The 18,434-nt window shown below is 50.8% G+C and carries 15 protein-coding genes, 2 pseudogenes and 1 other annotated feature; of the genes and pseudogenes, 12 read left to right on the top strand and 5 right to left on the bottom strand.

The window, feature by feature from the left end:
- Positions 1-5 precede the first annotated feature (5 nt).
- The gene (locus D5E69_RS16810; RefSeq protein WP_048007389.1) at positions 6-1,013 is read left to right on the top strand and encodes an LLM class flavin-dependent oxidoreductase; all 1,008 of its coding nucleotides are present in this window, start codon (positions 6-8) and stop codon (positions 1,011-1,013) included.
- A gap of 33 nt (positions 1,014-1,046) precedes the next feature.
- Here D5E69_RS16810 and mnmM read toward each other — a convergent pair whose 3' ends face one another.
- Both mnmM and mnmL read right to left on the bottom strand, forming a co-directional pair.
- A complete protein-coding gene (gene mnmM, locus D5E69_RS16805) occupies positions 1,047-1,619 on the bottom strand; it encodes a tRNA 5-(aminomethyl)-2-thiouridylate-methyltransferase MnmM (protein ID WP_048007390.1) in 573 nt (190 codons plus the stop codon).
- Positions 1,616-2,581, bottom strand: a complete 966-nt coding sequence (mnmL, locus tag D5E69_RS16800) for a tRNA modification radical SAM protein MnmL/YtqA (protein ID WP_082139418.1) — start codon at positions 2,579-2,581, stop codon at positions 1,616-1,618. The genes mnmM and mnmL overlap by 4 nt, the downstream gene beginning before the upstream one ends.
- A 177-nt stretch (positions 2,582-2,758) precedes the next feature.
- On the opposite strand from mnmL, the pseudogene D5E69_RS16795 reads away from it, so the two are divergent.
- The 3 genes and pseudogenes from D5E69_RS16795 to D5E69_RS16790 all read left to right on the top strand — a co-directional run.
- Positions 2,759-3,019, top strand: a pseudogene (locus D5E69_RS16795) (YtzC family protein); the annotation flags it as partial.
- A 28-nt stretch (positions 3,020-3,047) separates the two neighbouring features.
- Positions 3,048-3,206 (top strand): hypothetical protein, encoded by a 159-nt coding sequence (locus D5E69_RS23410; RefSeq protein WP_048007392.1) that lies wholly within the window; start codon positions 3,048-3,050, stop codon positions 3,204-3,206.
- A 178-nt stretch (positions 3,207-3,384) separates the two neighbouring features.
- Positions 3,385-4,572, top strand: coding sequence for an MDR family MFS transporter (locus D5E69_RS16790; protein WP_048007393.1), 1,188 nt, complete (start codon positions 3,385-3,387; stop codon positions 4,570-4,572).
- Between the two features lie 214 nt (positions 4,573-4,786).
- Here the strand turns inward: D5E69_RS16790 and D5E69_RS16785 are convergent, their stop codons facing one another.
- Complete coding sequence (locus tag D5E69_RS16785; protein WP_048007394.1) at positions 4,787-5,305, bottom strand: cupin domain-containing protein; 519 nt, start codon at positions 5,303-5,305, stop codon at positions 4,787-4,789.
- 152 nt (positions 5,306-5,457) lie between these two features.
- Here D5E69_RS16785 and D5E69_RS16780 point away from each other — a divergent pair, with 152 nt between their 5' ends.
- The 6 genes and pseudogenes from D5E69_RS16780 to D5E69_RS16755 all read left to right on the top strand — a co-directional run bounded on the left by D5E69_RS16780 (position 5,458) and on the right by D5E69_RS16755 (position 12,810).
- Positions 5,458-6,816, top strand: a complete 1,359-nt coding sequence (locus tag D5E69_RS16780) for a sigma-54 interaction domain-containing protein (protein WP_048007395.1) — start codon at positions 5,458-5,460, stop codon at positions 6,814-6,816.
- Between the two features lie 364 nt (positions 6,817-7,180).
- Positions 7,181-8,502, top strand: a pseudogene (locus D5E69_RS16775) (GntP family permease).
- A gap of 15 nt (positions 8,503-8,517) precedes the next feature.
- Complete coding sequence (locus D5E69_RS16770) at positions 8,518-9,294, top strand: 3-hydroxybutyrate dehydrogenase (protein ID WP_048013500.1); 777 nt, start codon at positions 8,518-8,520, stop codon at positions 9,292-9,294.
- A 132-nt stretch (positions 9,295-9,426) separates the two neighbouring features.
- Positions 9,427-9,644 (top strand) — a binding site (T-box leader).
- 92 nt (positions 9,645-9,736) lie between these two features.
- A complete protein-coding gene (gene leuS / locus D5E69_RS16765) occupies positions 9,737-12,151 on the top strand; it encodes a leucine--tRNA ligase (RefSeq protein ID WP_048013501.1) in 2,415 nt (804 codons plus the stop codon).
- Positions 12,152-12,210: 59 nt separating this feature from the next.
- The gene (locus tag D5E69_RS16760; RefSeq protein ID WP_048007399.1) at positions 12,211-12,525 is read left to right on the top strand and encodes a rhodanese-like domain-containing protein; all 315 of its coding nucleotides are present in this window, start codon (positions 12,211-12,213) and stop codon (positions 12,523-12,525) included.
- 102 nt (positions 12,526-12,627) lie between these two features.
- On the top strand, positions 12,628-12,810 hold the full coding sequence (locus D5E69_RS16755) for a sporulation protein Cse60 (protein WP_048007400.1): 183 nt from the start codon (positions 12,628-12,630) through the stop codon (positions 12,808-12,810).
- Between the two features lie 318 nt (positions 12,811-13,128).
- On the opposite strand, the gene D5E69_RS16750 is transcribed toward D5E69_RS16755, so the two are convergent.
- Complete coding sequence (locus D5E69_RS16750) at positions 13,129-14,397, bottom strand: BaiN/RdsA family NAD(P)/FAD-dependent oxidoreductase (RefSeq protein ID WP_048007401.1); 1,269 nt, start codon at positions 14,395-14,397, stop codon at positions 13,129-13,131.
- A 227-nt stretch (positions 14,398-14,624) separates the two neighbouring features.
- On the opposite strand from D5E69_RS16750, the gene D5E69_RS16745 reads away from it, so the two are divergent.
- Positions 14,625-16,244: a putative polysaccharide biosynthesis protein gene (locus tag D5E69_RS16745; protein WP_048007402.1), complete on the top strand. Its 1,620-nt coding sequence runs from the start codon at positions 14,625-14,627 to the stop codon at positions 16,242-16,244.
- Between the two features lie 56 nt (positions 16,245-16,300).
- A complete protein-coding gene (locus D5E69_RS16740; RefSeq protein WP_048007403.1) occupies positions 16,301-17,017 on the top strand; it encodes a pseudouridine synthase in 717 nt (238 codons plus the stop codon).
- A gap of 1,165 nt (positions 17,018-18,182) precedes the next feature.
- Here the strand turns inward: D5E69_RS16740 and D5E69_RS16735 are convergent.
- Positions 18,183-18,404, bottom strand: coding sequence for a DeoR family transcriptional regulator (locus D5E69_RS16735; protein WP_048013503.1), 222 nt, complete (start codon positions 18,402-18,404; stop codon positions 18,183-18,185).
- Positions 18,405-18,434 lie beyond the last annotated feature (30 nt).

Below are 18,434 nucleotides of genomic sequence, written 5' to 3'. Positions count from 1 at the left end.
AAGTATTGGCCATTAAATTAAGCATTCTCGATCAATCACCGATCGCAGAAGGAATGAGCCCCCAAGAGGCTCTTCAAAATACAGTAAAACTCGCACAGCATGCTGATCGATTGGGCTATGAGCGTTTCTGGGTTTCTGAACACCATGATTCCACCAGCCTCGCCGGTTCTTCACCGGAAGTATTGATCGCCCATCTTGCACAGAATACAGAGAGGATCAAAGTAGGCTCAGGCGGAGTGATGCTTCCCCACTACAGCTCATACAAAGTGGCTGAAAATTTCCGGTTGCTCGAGGGGCTGAATCCTGAACGCATCGATCTCGGTCTTGGAAGGGCTCCTGGCGGCATGCCTATGGCAACGATGGCCCTGCATGACGGGAAACCAAGGGACGTCGACCGCTATCCTGAGCAGATCGACGACCTCCTCGGCTATATGTCGGATAATCTGCCAGCTTCCCACCCTTACCAGGGACTCACGGCTGCTCCGCAAATCGCCACGATGCCTGAAGTGTGGCTACTCGGATCAAGCCCATCAAGTGCCATGCTGGCTGCTCAAAAAGGACTTCCGTACACGTTCGCCCAGTTCATCAATGGCGAGGGCGGTCCGCAATACACCGCAGCTTACCGCAATAACTTCGTGCCAAGCCCTTATCTTGATCAGCCGAAGAACATTGTCGCTGTCTTTGCGATCTGTGGCGAAACGGATGAAGAAGCTGAAAGGATCGCCTCGAGCATCGATCTTTCTATCCTCATGATCGAACAGGGGATGCGCTCGAACGGAACCCCAAGTCCCGAGAAAGCGGCCCAGTACCACTACAGCCCGTTCGAACTTCTCCGGATCAAGGAGAATCGGAAGCGGATGGTGGTCGGAAGCCCCGAAACCGTGAAGAATAAAATTCTCGCCCTGAGCGAGCAGTATCAAACAGACGAAGTCATGCTGGTGAGCATCACGTATGATTTCAACGATAAGCTGAAATCATTTGAATTGATTGCCAACGAACTGATGGACGCATAACAAAAAGGGACGGCCGCGGGCCGTCCCTTTTGTTTATCTTTTTTCCAGGGCCACGATGAAAGGCGGGTGGTTGAGCTGATTCATGAACTGATAGCGTAGGACGTGTACATAGTTCTGATCGAGCTTTTCGACATAGCGCAGGATGTAATCCCTCTCCACCGCGCCTTCCGGGTGCCCGTGGTAGATCACAAGGACAAGGATGCCTTCCGGTGCCATCATTTCAAGGATCTGATTGAGCGCGAGGATCGTTGTTTTCGGACGCGTCACGATTTCCTTATCCCCTCCGGGAAGGTAACCAAGATTGAAGATGGCACCTGTCACTTTCCCGTGATGGACGGGAGGAATGACATTCATCACGGTCTCATGCCCCTGATGGAACAGGGTGACTCGCTGGGCCAATTCGTGCGTATCAAGCTGCTCTTTCGTATTCTCGATGGCTTCTTCCTGGATGTCAAAGCCGTAGACCCTGCCGTTGTCGCCTACAAGCCTTGCGAGGAACAGCGTATCGTGACCATTTCCAAGGGTGGCATCGATCACGACATCCCCGGGGCTCACGGCACGATCGAGCAGCTGCCTTGCAAACGGTAGAATTCTGTCTAATTTCATGTTGTCACATCCACTTTATAATATTTTCCCTGCCAGCTTTCGCGGCGCTTCATTTCATCATCGATGGCGTTCAGCACGCTCCATTTATTCACGCTCCACATCGGGCCTACCATGAGATCGATGGGACCGTCTCCGGTGATCCTGTGCACCACCATTTCGGGAGGGATGATCTCGAGCTGATCACAAACCAATTGTATGTATCGATCAAAATCGAGGAACTCAAGGAGCCCCTTTTCGTATTGTTTCACCATAGGTGTGCCTTTCAGAAGATGCAGAAGATGGATTTTGATCCCCTGTACATCGAGTTTCGCCACCTCGGCTGCGGTCTCCAGCATCATATCGTCGGTTTCAAGGGGAAGGCCGTTGATAATATGGGAGCATACCCGGATCCCATGCTTCCTTAACTTCCTGACACCTTCTTTATAGCATTCATAATCATGGGCGCGGTTGATCAGACCTGCCGTCTTTTCGTGGACCGTCTGAAGCCCGAGCTCCACCCATAGATACGTCCTTTCGTTCAATTCAGCCAGATACTCCACTACGTCATCGGGGAGGCAGTCTGGCCGTGTAGCGATGGACAGGCCGATGACACCGTCCTGCTTCAACACGGATTCATAGCGTTCCCGTAGTACCTCAACGGGGGCGTGGGTATTGGTGAAGGCTTGGAAATAGGCAAGGTATTTGCCGTCCTTCCACTTATTGTGCATTTTATCCTTGATATCATGGAATTGTTTTTCCAACGATTCGGCCCTGTTGCCTGCAAAGTCACCCGACCCTGCCGCGCTGCAAAAGGTGCATCCACCAAATGCGGCCGTGCCGTCACGGTTCGGACAGTCGAATCCTCCATCCAGTGCTACTTTGAACACTTTATGGCCGAAGTGTCCGCGCAGATGATAATTCCAGGTATGGTAGCGTTTTTGATCGGCTGCATATGGAAATGGGTTTGTCTCGATGGCAAACACCTCCTGATTCGTCGTTTTCGGTGGTTCATCATAGAGATTTTAACATGAAAGAAGGGGAGATTGAATCCTCGGGGACTGAAAAGGCGAAGTTTACCACTTTTGAAATGGGTGAGCAGGCTCACACTAAGGGATGGGAAGTACTTCCCGAAAGCACTAAATAGGCAGGGGGATGTTCAGATGGCAACGAGGCAATCGATCGACGAGTGTATCCAGAAGTGTGAAGACGCCATCCGTGAAGGTCAAAAGCAGTATCAGGCCGGACTCGGACAGGAACATTACGGAGACAGTGAGTATACGCAAGCCATGCAGAAAATCGAGGAATCGGTCAATGACCTCGCACAGCTGTCTCAAAGCGCCAATGCCCAGCAGCGTGAACAGCTTCACAGGATGCGGCTTCAGGTGCAGCATCTTCAGAATGAAATGATCCTCCTTGAGCATGATCCTTCTACGGTAGGGGGACCCTTCATTGAAGAAACGATCCGACCAAAACAACCCGGAGCAGAGTGGACGGAACAAACCGATCGATACAGAGTTCGGTAAAGAGTACAATCCTGTTGAAGCCGTGAAAAAGCGGAATGAGCACAGGAGTCAACCCGTCCGGAGCGACCATCATAATAATAAATAGCACCTTCTGCCAGCCCTGGATTACAGGGCTGGCATTTTTTGTTCAAGTGCTTGAATCACCGCATCGAAGCAGCATTACATAACTGGTTTGAAACCGGTAAATAGTTCTTGCCCCTTTCATCGAAAAGGAGTAAAATCCTCTAGGGAATTGAAATATGTGTTAGAAAGGAAGAGGAAAAATGCCAAGATCTTTATGGCTCCTCATCATCGGAATGATGGTGAACGTTACCGGTTCTTCCTTCCTATGGCCTTTGAATACCATTTACCTTCATGATCACCTTGGAAAGACATTATCCATGGCCGGCATCGTCCTCATGCTCAACGCAGGGGCAAGCGTTGCCGGGAATCTGATCGGAGGGTTTCTTTTTGATAAATTGGGCGGGTACAGGTCCATCCTTTTAGGCATTCTCATCACTCTTACAGCACTTGGTGGAATGAACCTCTGGCACGGATGGCCACATTATGTCGTGTTCCTGACCATCGTAGGCTTCGGATCGGGGATCGTATTCCCATCCATGTACGCCATGGCAGGGTCTGTGTGGCCGGCAGGGGGAAGGAAGGCGTTCAATGCCGTCTACGTGGCCCAGAACATCGGGGTCGCCGTCGGGGCGTCACTCGGTGGCCTTGTTGCATCGTTTTCATTCAATTATATCTTCCTGGCGAATTTCGTGATGTACATCGTATTCTTCCTGATCGCCCTGTTCGGCTACAAGAAGATCTCCGCCCAAGTCGCGGGACATACATCTGTCATTCAGGAATCAAGGCCGATACGCGACCGTTCGAAGCTGACGGCATTGCTGCTTATTTGCGGGGCATACCTCCTATGCTGGGTCGGATATGTACAGTGGCAGTCCACAATCGCAAGCTATACCCAGGAAATCAACATTTCCCTTAAGCAGTACAGCTTCCTGTGGACAATCAACGGGGCGTTGATCGTCCTTGCTCAACCCCTGCTGTCCAAAGCCATCAAACGGTTCGAGCATAATTTGAAAATCCAGATCATGATCGGGACGGTCATCTTCATGCTTTCTTTCGCCGTTGCGGCATTTGCTGATCAATTCATGTGGTTTGTGGCGGCCATGATCATCCTGACCGTCGGGGAGATGCTCATCTGGCCGGCAGTTCCGACCATTGCCAATTCCCTTGCGCCCAAAGGGCGGGAGGGATTCTATCAGGGCATCGTCAACAGCACGGCGACGGGAGGCCGCATGATCGGTCCCCTTATCGGCGGATTGATGGTCGATATGTTCAGTATGCAGATCCTCTTTGTCGTCTTGATTGCTTTTTATATCGCTGCCATGGTCATATCCAGCATGTATGATCGTCCATTGAAGAAAAAAGAACCGGTAACCATTTCAGTCCATTAAAAAAAGCGTACGATGCATGCATCGTACGCTTTCTGTTTTTTCGTTTTCAAATTAAAAGGGCTTCCGTATCCTACGGAAGCCCACTTGCAAAAAAATTGAGGCGGATAATCCAGACGCCACATCGTCTGTTGTCACAAGGACGCGATTACCGACTTACACAATTCAGCTCATCGCTATATAAGAATAACATGGTCGCCGAAAAAAGGCAACCACCCTATGGCCGATTGTTTGGGATTCTCCAGTGACGGATCAGCGGGCCGGAATCCCCGAACACGGGATCACGGGATGGAAGGGGGACCGAAATGATGTCCAATCGCGAGCTCGTCCTGTCATCAGCCCTTCCTTCCTTTGTATTGTAGTCCCTTCCATCGGGATAGGCACCGGCAACCTTGAAATCATCACTCGCCGAGATCCGCTTGTGTCCGGTACCGGCAGGCAGGATAAGGACATCACCCTTTCGGAATCGGACTGTTTCCCCGAACTCGCCCCCGACCAGGACCTCGGCTTCCCCGTCGATGACCCCCAGCACTTCATGGGTATTACTGTGGAAATGGTGGTAATCAAATATTCCGTTCCTCCAGCTGTTGAACCAACCATTCCGTTCGAACACCATTTCGGGGCTGTCCGTTTCTCCGGAAAGGGCATCTCTGTATAATAACACCGGAAGATTCGGGTTATTGGGGATGATTCCATCATCCTCAAAATACAAAATCTTTAGTTCGGCGATTTCCATCCTTCATTCCTCCATTCGTTGTTAAGGAGATTCCCTCCGTATCAAGCCTTTAAACCGTTTTCCAAAAAGTGGTGAGGATTATTTTCCCTTGAGTCTGTAAATGGTATGCTAGGATATAGTTATCTGAAAATTTCGGGTTTGGGGAAGGGTCAATGAGTTCGTTACTGAAGTCTGTATCGGTTGAGATGATCGAGATTATTCTGGAGAACGCGTTTGAATGGCTTGTCGTCGTGGATGAGGGGGGGACGATCATCTATATGAACGACAGCTACTGCCAATTCCTCGAGGTGGAAAGGGAAAGGGCAGTCGGCAGTCATGTCACGGAAATCATTGAAAACACACGCATGCATATCGTAGCGGCCAGCGGCAAAGAAGAGGTGGCCGACCTTCAATATATCCGGGGGAACTACATGATTGCCAACCGGATCCCCATCGTGGTGGACGGTCAGGTGATCGGGGCTTTCGGCTCGGTCATCTTCCGGGATACGAGTGAATGGATGCAGATGAGTTCCCATGTGAAGAACATGATGTCAAAGATCCAGAGCTATATCCAGGATATCAACAGCGGGGTGCGTTATAACCTGAACGATATCATCGGTGATTCCGAAGTGATGCTCGAATTGAAAGAAAAGGTCCAAATGATCGCCCCGAGTGATATTTCCATTTTGATCAGGGGGGAGAGCGGAACGGGGAAAGAGCTTTTTGCCCACAGTATCCATCAGCTGAGTGAACGGAGCTCGCAGCCATTCATCAAGGTCAACTGCGCGGCCATACCTGAGCATCTCCTGGAATCGGAGCTGTTCGGATATGAAGAAGGGGCATTCACAGGAGCAAAAAAAGGGGGCAAGAAGGGGAAGTTCCAGCTTGCACACAAAGGGACGCTCTTCCTCGATGAAATCGGCGATATGCCTTTGAATATGCAGGCGAAGTTACTCAGGGCCCTTCAGGAAGGGGAGGTGGAGGCGGTCGGTTCGACAAAGATCCAGCAAGTGGACGTCCGGATCATCGCCGCCACGAACCGGCCGCTTGAAACGCTGATGGAAGAAAAGCGTTTCCGCAGCGACTTGTATTACAGGATCAATGTCATCCCTTTTCAACTTCCATCCCTAAGGGAAAGGAAGGGAGATCTTTCAAGGCTTGCCTCCTTCTTCTTGGAGAAATCGACCAAATCCTCAGGGAAACGGATCAGCGGATTTACAGATGATGTGCTTGAGATCTTCACATCACACAGCTGGCCGGGGAACTTGAGGGAGCTGGAAAATGTGATTCACGCCGCTACGTATCTGACGTCCGGGACCAAGATCAAGATCAACGCACTCCCCTCTTATTTAAAGGTGGGGAATTTATATAAAACAGGGTCGAAGTCATTGAAAGAAATGATGGAAGAAACGGAACGAGCCATATTGGAAGAAACGATCCGGACCTATCCCGACAAACGGAAAGCGGCACAGGTACTGGGGGTAGGAAAATCGAGCCTGTACGAAAAATTGAACAAATATCAGATTCAATGAAAAGGATTTCCGGAATATCGGACATGTGTCCGGAAATCCGGAAATAGGATGAAAGTGGTAGGTTTGTGTGTGCGAAAAAAGCATGGGGAAGAATCTGTCCGGAATTCCGGACGGATTTTTCAGGTTAATAGGGTACGACGGGGAGATGAGGTGAATCCATATTTTTAGTTTTTTTCCAAAAATGGGTCTAAAACGTGACAAGAAAGGGAAGGGAAACGCCGTACGGTCAAGAAATTCACACTAATTTTCCGAATAATAAAAAACTTGGCACGTTCCTTGCGAGTACATTATGTGAAAGGGGAACAAAACCCGTTTTATGGGTGCGAAAATATGTAAACGATTACAAATACAAAGGGGAGTAACAATGTTAAGTATGATCGGCCTTATTGGAGGACTCTTACTATTAATCTATTTAACGATGAAAGGCATGAATATCCTGGTTGTCGGTCCAGTGGCCGCCTTGTTTGTGGCTGTATTGAGCGGAATGCCTCTTTTCCCGCAGCTTGCTGCGGAAGGAGAAGCCGATCTTGTTACAAATTATATGGGTGGATTCACTGGATTCGTAGCTGCTTGGTATCTCATGTTCCTCCTCGGATCGGTATTCGGTAAGGTAATGGAAGACAGCGGGGCGGCCGATAGCGTATCCCGCTTTGTCGTTGATAAGATGGGGATGAAGTATGCAGTGCTTGCCGTCGTGGCATCCTGTGCGATCTTGACGTATGGCGGAGTCAGCCTGTTCGTCGTCGCTTTCTCTGTCTATCCTATGGCCCTCAGTCTGTTCAAACAGGCAGATCTTCCAAGGCGCTTCATCCCGGCTGCCTTGGCCCTCGGGTCTGTCACCTTCACGATGACGTCTGCCGGATCACCGGAAATACAGAACTGGATTCCGATTGAATATCTTGGAACAACTCCTTATGCCGGATGGGAAGTCAGTATCATCGTCGCGGTCTTCATGGCCACATTCGGCTACTGGTGGTTGAAACGCATGATCAAGAAAGCACTGGCCAAAGGAGAGCGTTTTGAAGCAAGAAAAGAAGATCCAATCATTGATGAAGGTCGACCACTGCCGAATCCGATCATGGGTCTGATCCCGCTCCTTGTCGTACTTGGACTATCCTTTGCCTTCCATGATTCGCTGAAGCAATCGGCGCTCATCATTGCCCTTCTTGGTGGGGTCATCACAACGTATCTTCTGAACAGGAAGTACTTCAAAGGCTTCTGGGGTGCGGTATCCGAAGGAACCGTCGGTGCACTGATCGCGATCGGGAACACGGCTGCCGTCGTAGGTTTCGGCGGGGTCGCCAAAGCGGTCCCTGCATTTGAAACAGCTGTGACGGCCATGACGAGCATTCCGGGATCTCCGTTGATCGGGGGAGCCATCGCCGTCAGCGTCATTGCGGGTATGACCGGATCATCCTCGGGGGTCAGGCGATCGCATTGCCGCTGCTCGCGCCTCACTACATGGATATGGGCGTGAATCCGGAAGCACTGCACAGGGTCGTATCGATATCATCAGGGGCATTGGATTCTCTCCCCCACAATGGATATGTCGTCACGACCATCCGCTCCATCTGTAATGAGACCCATGAGGCCGCTTATGGGGCCGTAGGAGCATTGACGGTCATCGTTCCGCTCATTGGCGTCATCATCGCCATCGTTCTATTCTCTCTAGGTTTCGGTATCTAAGAAAGGAGTTTCATCATGGTAGAAAATAAAGTCGTATTCATCACAGGAGCTGCACAAGGAATCGGGTATGAGATCGGCAGGGAGTTCGCGGTCAAGGGAGCGAAGGTCGTCCTGACCGATCTTGATGAAAAGAAAGTGGAAGAAGCTGCAAGCTCCCTCAGGAAAGAGGGCTTCGAGGCTAAAGGCATCAAATGCGACGTGACGTCCGAAGAGGATATCCGCGGAGCAGTAGACAGGACGGTGGAGGCATACGGCCGGGTCGATGTACTGATCAATAATGCAGGGCTCCAGCATGTTGCCCATATCGAGGAATTCCCGACCGAAAAGTTTGAGCTGCTCATCAAAGTGATGCTCACCGCACCCTTCATGGCCATCAAGGCGGTATTGCCCCATATGAGGCATCAGCAGTGGGGGCGGATCATCAATATGGCTTCCATCAATGGCCTCATCGGCTTTTCCGGTAAGGCTGCGTATAATTCGGCGAAGCACGGCGTCATCGGTTTGACGAAGGTTGCTGCACTTGAAACAGCAGATCAGGGGATCACGGTCAACTCCGTATGCCCGGGGTATGTCGATACCCCCCTCGTCCGGAATCAGCTCGCAGACCTTGCGTCCACAAGGGGAGTGGAGCTCGATAAGGTCGTGGAAGAAGTGATCTATCCCCTTGTTCCTCAGAAGCGGCTTCTCGATGTGAAGGAAATTGCGGATTACACGCTATTCCTCTGCAGTGACGCGGCAAAGGGCGTGACCGGTCAATCGGTCGTACTCGATGGGGGCTACACCGTCCAATAGAAGGTTGAAAGCGGCGTTCACCTGGCACACCGGGTGAACGCCGCTTTTCTCGTCATTTGGACCCCAAGAATAAAAAGGGCTTGCGTGAAGGTATACAATTGACTAAAATAGACCATATATATGATAGTACTATATGAGACGTTGATCAGGAGTAGTAATGATGAGTCCCGGAGCAGAGAGTTGACGGCTGGTGAAAGTCAATCGGAAGACCTCATGAACTCGCCTGTTGAGTCGCAGATCTGAATGGAGTAGGATCTGCCGTTTGCCGCGTTATGGTTGAATGAAGCTGAGTGCGCGTACACTAATGTGGGTGGTACCGCGGGAGTATAAACCAAACTCTCGTCCCAAATATCTTATTTGGGGCGGGAGTTTTTTGTATTTCAAGGCAATGGCCCCGATCTCCAGCTATCGAAGAAAGTAAAACCACTAAGGAGGTCTCACGATGAGTTTTAATCATAAGCAAGTCGAGACGAAATGGCAGAAACACTGGGAAGAAAACAAGACATTCAAAACGACGGAAGACCCTGGGAAGAAAAAATTCTATGCCCTTGATATGTTCCCATATCCGTCAGGAGCCGGGCTGCATGTAGGGCATCCAGAAGGCTTCACGGCCACGGATATCCTCTCAAGGATGAAGCGCATGCAGGGCTACAATGTCCTCCATCCGATGGGCTGGGACGCATTCGGCCTGCCGGCAGAACAATACGCACTGGATACGGGGAATGATCCTGCTGTCTTCACGGAGCAGAACATCAACAACTTCCGCAGACAGATCAAATCCCTCGGGTTCTCTTATGACTGGGACCGGGAAGTGAATACTACGGATCCTGATTATTATAAATGGACGCAGTGGATCTTCCTGAAGCTGTATGAAAAAGGTCTGGCATACGTGGATGAAGTAGCGGTGAACTGGTGCCCTGCTCTTGGTACGGTCCTTGCCAATGAAGAGGTCATCGACGGGAAGAGCGAACGCGGCGGCCACCCGGTCGAGCGCCGTCCGATGAGGCAGTGGATCCTTAAAATCACAGCCTATGCCGATCGTCTTCTCGAAGACCTGGACGATGTGGACTGGCCGGAGAGCATCAAGGATATGCAGCGCAACTGGATCGGACGTTCCGAAGGCGCGGAGGTTGTCTTCAACATCGATGGCCACGACGAATCGTTCGACGTATTCACTACCCGTCCCGATACGATCTTCGGCGCAACTTATGCAGTCCTTGCACCTGAGCATCCCCTTGTAGAGAAAATCACGACAGGGGAGCAAAAAGAGAAGGTAGAGGCGTATCTCGACAAAGTGAAAGCGAAGAGCGACCTTGAGCGTACGGATCTTGCCAAAGAAAAAACAGGTGTGTTCACCGGTGCCTACGCCATCAATCCGGCAAATGGCAAGCAAATGCCGATCTGGATCGCCGATTATGTTCTCATGAGCTACGGTTCAGGAGCCATCATGGCGGTACCTGCACATGATGAACGGGATTATGAGTTCGCAAAAGAATTCGGACTTCCGATCATCGAAGTCGTCTCAGGCGGTGATGTCGACAAGGAAGCCTACACAGGTGATGGAGATCATGTCAACTCTGAGTTCCTCGATGGAATGGGGAAAGAAGAAGCCATCACGAAGGCAATTGCGTGGCTTGAAGAGAAGAATATCGGAACGAAAAAAGTGACCTATCGCCTCCGCGACTGGCTGTTCAGCCGTCAACGTTATTGGGGTGAACCGATTCCGATCATCCACTGGGAAGATGGCACCGCTACAGGAGTACCTGAAAGCGAGTTGCCTCTGATCCTTCCGAAGACGACGGAAATCAAGCCTTCAGGCACAGGTGAGTCGCCTCTTGCCAACATCAGCGACTGGGTGAACGTCACGGATCCCGAAACAGGTAAGAAGGGCCGACGTGAAACGAATACGATGCCGCAATGGGCGGGAAGCTGCTGGTACTTCCTCCGCTACATCGATCCGCACAACAAAGAAGCCCTTGCAGATGCCGAAAAGATGAAGGAGTGGTTGCCGGTCGATACGTATATCGGAGGCGCCGAGCATGCAGTCCTTCACCTTCTATACGCAAGGTTCTGGCATAAATTCCTTTACGATATCGGTGTGGTGCCGACGAAGGAGCCGTTCCAGAAACTGTTCAACCAAGGGATGATCCTTGGGGAAAACAACGAGAAAATGAGTAAATCCAAAGGCAATGTCGTCAACCCGGATCAAATCGTCGAGTCACACGGGGCAGACACGCTCCGTTTGTACGAAATGTTCATGGGGCCGCTCGAAGCGTCTGTCGCATGGAGCACAAACGGTCTTGACGGGGCGCGTCGCTTCCTCGACCGCGTATGGCGTCTCCTTGTTGAAGAAGACGGGAAGCTCAGCGGAAAGGTCACGGGCCGTCCGAATGAGAAACTCGACAAAACGTATCATCAAACCGTTAAAAAAGTGACTGAGGATTATGAAGGCCTCCGCTTCAACACGGGTATCTCTCAGCTCATGGTCTTCATCAACGATGCATACAAAGCCGATGAACTTCCAAGGGAATACGTCGAAGGATTCGTTAAACTCCTGTCTCCGATCGCTCCTCATATGGCGGAAGAGCTTTGGAGCAAGCTTGGGCATGAGGAGACCATTTCCTATGAAGCATGGCCGACGTTCGATAAGTCGAAACTCATCGACAATGAAGTGGAAATCGTCCTCCAAGTGAACGGAAAGGTCCGGGCAAAAGTGATGATCCCGACAGACATGAACAAGGAAGACCTTGAACAGCTGGCGAAGGATCATGAGGAAATCAAAGCCCAGATCGAAGGGAAAACGGTCCGTAAGGTCATCGCCGTGCCAGGTAAGCTCGTCAACATCGTAGCGAACTAATTTGTTTCCGGCAGCAGCTTTGCTATAATCATGGTACGAACCGTGAAAGGAAGATGATGATGCACGAAATCAAAACCATTACAACAGATGAACTTCAAAAGAAACTCGAAAACGGAGAAACGCTTGAGCTCGTCGACGTACGGGAAGATGAAGAAGTGGCCGGCGGCATGATCCCGGGCGCGCGACACATCAAGATGGGCGATATCCCTGATTCACTCGATCAGTTCGATACAGACAAGGAATATTTCCTGATCTGCCGTTCCGGTAATCGAAGCGGAAATGTGGCTCACTACCTTCAGGACCAAGGATACAAGGTCGTCAACATGGAAGGCGGCATGCTGGACTGGTCAGGTAAGACAGAACCAAAAAAATAAGCTGTTGAGAGGGCGTCCATGCGGGCGTCCTCTTTTTCGGGATCATTTGTTTGAATAGTAAGAAAAATGTCCATACTGGTATCAAAAACGGGAGTGGTGAACGTGATACAGGTAAAAGTGTTCGATTATGAGCATGAAAAGGATCTGGAACAGGATATGAACGGATTTTTAAAGGAACTGGATGAGAAGAAGATCGTGGATATCAAATACCATGTAGCCGCCCTGCCGGAAGATGATGAAGAACAGATCTACTGCTTTTCTGCCATGGTGATTTACAAAAAATAAAACAGAAGAGGCTGGGACAAACGTGTTTCAATCATAGTAAAACCCGAATGTATTTGCTTGCGGAAAGGCAAATACATTCGGGTTATTGTAGTCATTCATGCTCATCTATATTTCATTGTTTCCAGCGGTTGATTGGAGTGCGAGACGAAGACCCTGCGGGTAGAGTAGCTGATGTGAGACCCCGCAGGCTTGCCGAGGAGTACCCGCGGAAAGCGAAGTCTTGCACGGAAATCATGAGCGGCATAAGGCACCTAGACTGATCGTATTCGTCATTACATGGCACCTTTTTCGTTTTGTGCCCACCTCTTTGCAGTTCATTTAGGACTGCGCAAGGGCTGCATTGGACCCTGCTAGACGGCCGGTGACGAGTGCGGAGGTGATATTATACCCACCGGTATAGCCGTGAATATCAAGCACCTCTCCACAGAAGAAGAGTCCATTCATCTTTTTGGATGCCATCGTCTTCGGTTCGATCTCCTTGATCGACACGCCACCACCTGTGACGAAGGCCTTATCGATGGATAGGGTCCCGTTCACGGTGAATGTGAAGTGCTTCAGCAACCGGGCGAATTGGCGGAGGTGATCGACTGCGAGGTGATCACCCTTCTCATCGAGGTCGATCCCGGACTTCTCCATTAGAAAATGAAGGTAGCGCTCTGGCACGAGGCCCTTGAACAGGTTTTTAGCCGACTTTTTCCCATCGGTCTTCACCTGCTTGTGGAGGCGCTGGAACAGCTGTTCTTCGTGCTCATCCGGGAAGGAATCCACTTCCATGGTGACATGGGTGAGGTTCCATTTCTTCATCGCCTTGACCACATACTGACTGCACCGGAGGACGGCGGGACCCGAGACCCCGAGATGGGTGAAGATCATATCCATGCGGTGGGTGATGATCTTTTTGCCTTTTGGATTCAATACGCTGAGCGCGACGGAGCGAAGGGATAGGCCCTGAAGCTCCTTGCGCTTGACGAAGGGTTCATCGGAAGTGAGGGGGACTTCCGTCGGGAAGAGGTCGGTGACGGTATGGCCTGCCTTCTCTGCCCACGGGTAACCGTCCCCGGTCGATCCGGTATGGGGAACGGATTTACCGCCTACGGCAACGACGACGGCAGCAGCGCCGAGTTCATCCCCGTCCTTCAGTCTTACGCCGACGGTTGCGCCGTCTTCATACAGGATCTCATCCACGGTCGTACTTGTACGGATCTGGACGTCGAGCCTTTTCATCTGATCGAGGAGGGCTTCGACGACATCCATGGCACGGTTGGAAACCGGGAACATCCGGCCGTGGTCCTCCTCCTTAAGGGCGATCCCGAGATTCTCGAAGAAGGAAATGATATCTTCATTGCTGAATTCAGAGAACGCGCTGTAGAGGAAGCGGCCGTTCCCCGGGATATGCTTGATGATTTCGTCCACGGGGAGCCGGTTCGTTACATTGCATCGCCCGCCGCCTGAAATGGCGAGCTTCCGGCCGAGCTTCGTCCCCTTGTCGATCAGGAGGACCCGGGAACCCTTTTCTGCAGCGGCGATACTTGCCATCAGACCGGAGGGACCCCCGCCGATGACGATGACATCATATGTTTTTTTCATTGATTACACCAACTTCTATTCTGATTAAGATTGTTTGTTTGAATGGAAAAAGACCCATTAAGGTTCTCTTTATTTTAAATGGGCTTGTTTTGAAAAACAACCATCCGAAAAAAATTGTCATTCGTTTCATACAGTAGTAAACTACTCATAGTGTGTAAATTTTAGAGTGTTTATTCCAAGTCTCTTTTTTGAGAATAAGTGCAACAAGGTAAATTGAGAGGGATACTATGTCATCAAAACTAATTCGCGGAACGTTTATTTTGACGCTCGGGACCTTTATTTCCAAGTTTTTGGGTCTTTTTTATGTTATACCGTTCGATCGTTTATTGAGGGGACATGAAGAAGGGGCCTCCCTTTATCAGTACGGCTATGTTCCTTACACTATATTTTTGACGGTGGCGACGGCCGGAGTGCCGCTTGCTGTGTCAAAGTTCGTATCAAAATATAATGCCATAGAGGAGTATGCGGTAGGAAGGCGGCTGTTCAAGTCGGGCCTTTTCCTCATGACTATCACGGGGATCGTCTCCTTCCTCATCATGTATGCCTTCGCACCGATCTTCGCCGAGATGACCATCAAGAGCGATGACCAGGTCATCACGGTCGCTCAGGTGACAACGGTCATCAGGGCCGTGAGCTTCGCCCTGATCATCATCCCGTTCATGAGTCTGATCCGGGGGTTCTTCCAGGGGTATCAATCCATGGGACCGACGGCGCTCTCCCAGGTCGTTGAACAGATCGTCCGGATCATCTTCCTCCTCGGAGGGATCTATGTCGTCTTGAATATCATGAACGGCACCGTGACGACGGCGATCAGCGTCGCCACATTCGCCGCCTTCATCGGAGGGATCGCAAGCCTGGTCGTCCTCATCTGGTACTGGTTCAAACGGAAGCCGCAGCTGGACGAGCTCATGCTCGAAGACAAAGGGCAGGTGCAGGTTTCCCTGCGCTCCATGTACAAAGAGATCATCGCGTACTCCGTCCCGTTCATCTTCGTCGGACTGGCGAACCCGCTCTTCCAGCTCGTGGATCAGATCACGTTCAATACCGCCATGGCGGATATCGGAAATGCCAGGGTTTCAGACCACGCATTCGCCGTCTTGAATTTCTACACGCATAAATTGGTCATCATACCGGTGTCGCTCGCGACGGCCTTTTCCATGACGCTGATCCCATTGATCACCTCATCTTATACGAGCGGTGACCGGAAGACGATGAGACGGAATATCGATCAGACATTCCAGATCCTCTTGTTCCTGACCGTGCCGGCAGCACTTGGCATTGCGCTCCTTGCCGAACCGACGTATACGATGTTCTATCACAGCGATGCCCTTGGTACATCCGTACTCCGGGCGTATGCACCGGTCGCCATCCTATTCTCTCTGTTTGCCGTCACGGCGGCGATCCTGCAGGGGATCGATGAGCAGAAATTCACGATTTTCAGCTTGCTTGTGGGGTTATTATTGAAGCTCAGCCTCAACATCCCCCTCATCAAACTGTTTGAAACGGAAGGGGCGGTCCTCGCCACCTCCATCGGCTATGCCGTGGCGATCCTGATCAATCTCTACGTGATCAAGAAATACGCTCGGTATCAGTTCAGGCTCATCATCAGGAGGACGGCTTTCATCGCCGCGATCAATATCGTCATGGCAATCGTCGTACTGGCCATCTACTGGCTGCTTGTGAAATTCCTGAACCCGGCTTCCGGATTCCAGTCGATCTTCATCGTCGCCATCTGCGGCGGTGTCGGCGGACTCGTGTACTTCTACATCAGCATGAGGAGCAGGCTCGCGGATAAGCTATTCGGAGAGCGCATTACCCGCTTGCGAAGCAAATTACGAATCGGATAAACCACAAAGGGGATGATCACTCATCCCCTTTTCAATTAGAAGGAGAGTGACGCATCATGCGTATAGATAAAATGCTGGCCAATATGGGCTACGGAAGCAGGAAAGAAGTCAAGAAGCTGCTGAAGGAAGGCGGACTTCAAGTAAACGGAGAAGTCGTCAAGGACGGGAAGAACCATGTGAATCCCGAAACCGACACCGTCGTCCTGTACGGAGAAGAAGTGCAGTATAGGGAGTTCATCTACCTCCTCATGCACAAGCCGCCAGGCGTCATTTCCGCAACGGAGGATCAGAACGACGAAACGGTCATCGATCTCCTTCAGATGGAAGACCAGATCTTTGAACCATTTCCAGTCGGCAGGCTTGATAAGGACACGGAGGGGCTGCTCCTTCTTACAAACGATGGACAGCTGTCCCACCAGCTTCTTTCACCGAAGCGGCACGTACCGAAAACCTACTATGCCCGCATCGAGGGCGAGGTGACGGAATCCGACGTGAAGGCCTTCGCCGCCGGCGTGACCCTCGATGATGGGTATGAAACCAAGCCCGGTAAACTGACGATCCTTGAATCCGCTCCTCAATCGGAAATCGAACTCGTGATCACCGAAGGCAAATTCCATCAGGTGAAAAGGATGTTCGAAGCTGTTGGGAAGAAAGTGACCTACTTGAAGCGCATCTCCATGGGACCGCTTGGACTCGGGGACCTCGAGCTCGGGGAGTACCGGGAACTGACGGAAGAAGAAGTGACGATGCTGAAAGAATATAAACCGGAATGAATGAAGGCGGCTCCTGATGGGGTCGCTTTTTTTTTTCGTGAGGGAGTGGATGCATGGCTGGTATACATGTAGAACGCAGGAGTTGATAAACGTGAAGTGAGAAACAAGTATGCCCGGCAAATTAGTGGCGAAGGAATGTGTGTGTTGGTCGTGCACGAACACGAAGCGTGGAGAGGACAGGGGAGTCGGGAGTATCGTACGTTCGTGCAGGTGAATGGTAGATTAAAGAACGGTTTCGTACGTAAGGGCGGTTAATCGCAAATAGAAAGGGCCCGGCAAAAGTCATTCGCAAATAAAATTTAAAATGCCACAAATAAATTCAGAAAAGTCGAAAATAAATCTTTTGAATTCGCAAGTAAGGTTGTTCTCAGGCTCTGAGTTTGGTGGGAAGGAAGAGAAAATCCTCAAAAAGTGAGTGCGAAGAAAGTCGTTTTATGTCGATTGGGGAATTTGACACCATTCGGCCTTTCATATTGCTTTAATAATGGGGAGGTTTACAAACAATCCACTACGATCGCCTGTAACAACAAAAAGTCGCAAATAAAGGATCGGATTGTACTTCTCGATATAAGCCAGAAATCCGACAAGGCAAAGGGCGCCTTCCCGGGATTTCTGTCTTATGCTTGTCGCCTCAGGGCGAAGCCCCTCCGCTTTTCTATGTGTCCAGCTCCGGCGGGTTGCCCCTCGAGGTCATAAGCCAAAACCCCCGAAAAGGCAAGGAACGCCTTTCCGGGGGTTTCGTCTTATGCTTGTCGGGTCAGATCGACCCGCCTCCGCTTTTCTATGTGTCCAGCTCCGGCGGGTTGCCCTTCGAGGTCATAAGCCAAAACCCCCGAAAAGGCAAGGAACGCCTTTCCGGGGGTTTCGTCTTATGCTTGTCGGGTCAGATCGACCCGCCTCCGCTTTTCTATATGTCCAGCTCCGGGGCTTTGAGGCTCGAGGTCATAAGCCAAAAATCCCGAAAAGGCAAAGGGCGCCTTCCCGGGATTTCTGTCTTATGCTTGTCACCTCAGGGCCAAGCCCCTCCGCTTTTCTATGTGTCCAGCTCCGGCGGGTTGCCCCTCGAGGTCATAAGCCAAAACCCCCGAAAAGGCAAGGAACGCCTTTCCGGGGGTTTCGTCTTATGCTTGTCGGGTCAGATCGACCCGCCTCCGCTTTTCTATAATCAACTTGTCATTTTTACTTTTTTGGTGGTTGTGGTCCAGTGCCCCCGGCTTGGGCTTTCGACCAGGTCGTTGTAGGCCAATACGTTGAGATCTCTTTGTATGGTGCGTGGAGTAATGCCAAATTCGTCTACAAGATCTTGAGTTGTTACTGTACCTTTCTTATTGATGTACATGTATACAGCCTTGATTCTAGTTAGCATACGATTGGTTGAAGGTTTCAAAAAACCACTCCCTCATCATTATTCCAAAGG

Source organism: Rossellomorea marisflavi, assembly GCF_009806575.1.
Taxonomy (GTDB): domain Bacteria; phylum Bacillota; class Bacilli; order Bacillales; family Bacillaceae_B; genus Rossellomorea; species Rossellomorea marisflavi_A.
The sequence above is the reverse complement of the archived record's forward strand: the minus strand, read 5'-3'. Positions and strand labels throughout refer to the sequence as shown.

Coding starts and splice junctions, on each gene's coding strand:
- D5E69_RS16750 (WP_048007401.1), bottom strand. CDS start 14,397: ATGAAAAAAACATATGATGTCATCGTCATCGGCGGGGGTCCCTCCGGT.
- D5E69_RS16760 (WP_048007399.1), top strand. CDS start 12,211: ATGCACGAAATCAAAACCATTACAACAGATGAACTTCAAAAGAAACTC.
- leuS (WP_048013501.1), top strand. CDS start 9,737: ATGAGTTTTAATCATAAGCAAGTCGAGACGAAATGGCAGAAACACTGG.
- D5E69_RS16770 (WP_048013500.1), top strand. CDS start 8,518: ATGGTAGAAAATAAAGTCGTATTCATCACAGGAGCTGCACAAGGAATC.
- D5E69_RS16790 (WP_048007393.1), top strand. CDS start 3,385: ATGCCAAGATCTTTATGGCTCCTCATCATCGGAATGATGGTGAACGTT.
- D5E69_RS16780 (WP_048007395.1), top strand. CDS start 5,458: ATGAGTTCGTTACTGAAGTCTGTATCGGTTGAGATGATCGAGATTATT.
- D5E69_RS16785 (WP_048007394.1), bottom strand. CDS start 5,305: ATGGAAATCGCCGAACTAAAGATTTTGTATTTTGAGGATGATGGAATC.
- D5E69_RS16740 (WP_048007403.1), top strand. CDS start 16,301: ATGCGTATAGATAAAATGCTGGCCAATATGGGCTACGGAAGCAGGAAA.
- mnmM (WP_048007390.1), bottom strand. CDS start 1,619: ATGAAATTAGACAGAATTCTACCGTTTGCAAGGCAGCTGCTCGATCGT.
- D5E69_RS16745 (WP_048007402.1), top strand. CDS start 14,625: ATGTCATCAAAACTAATTCGCGGAACGTTTATTTTGACGCTCGGGACC.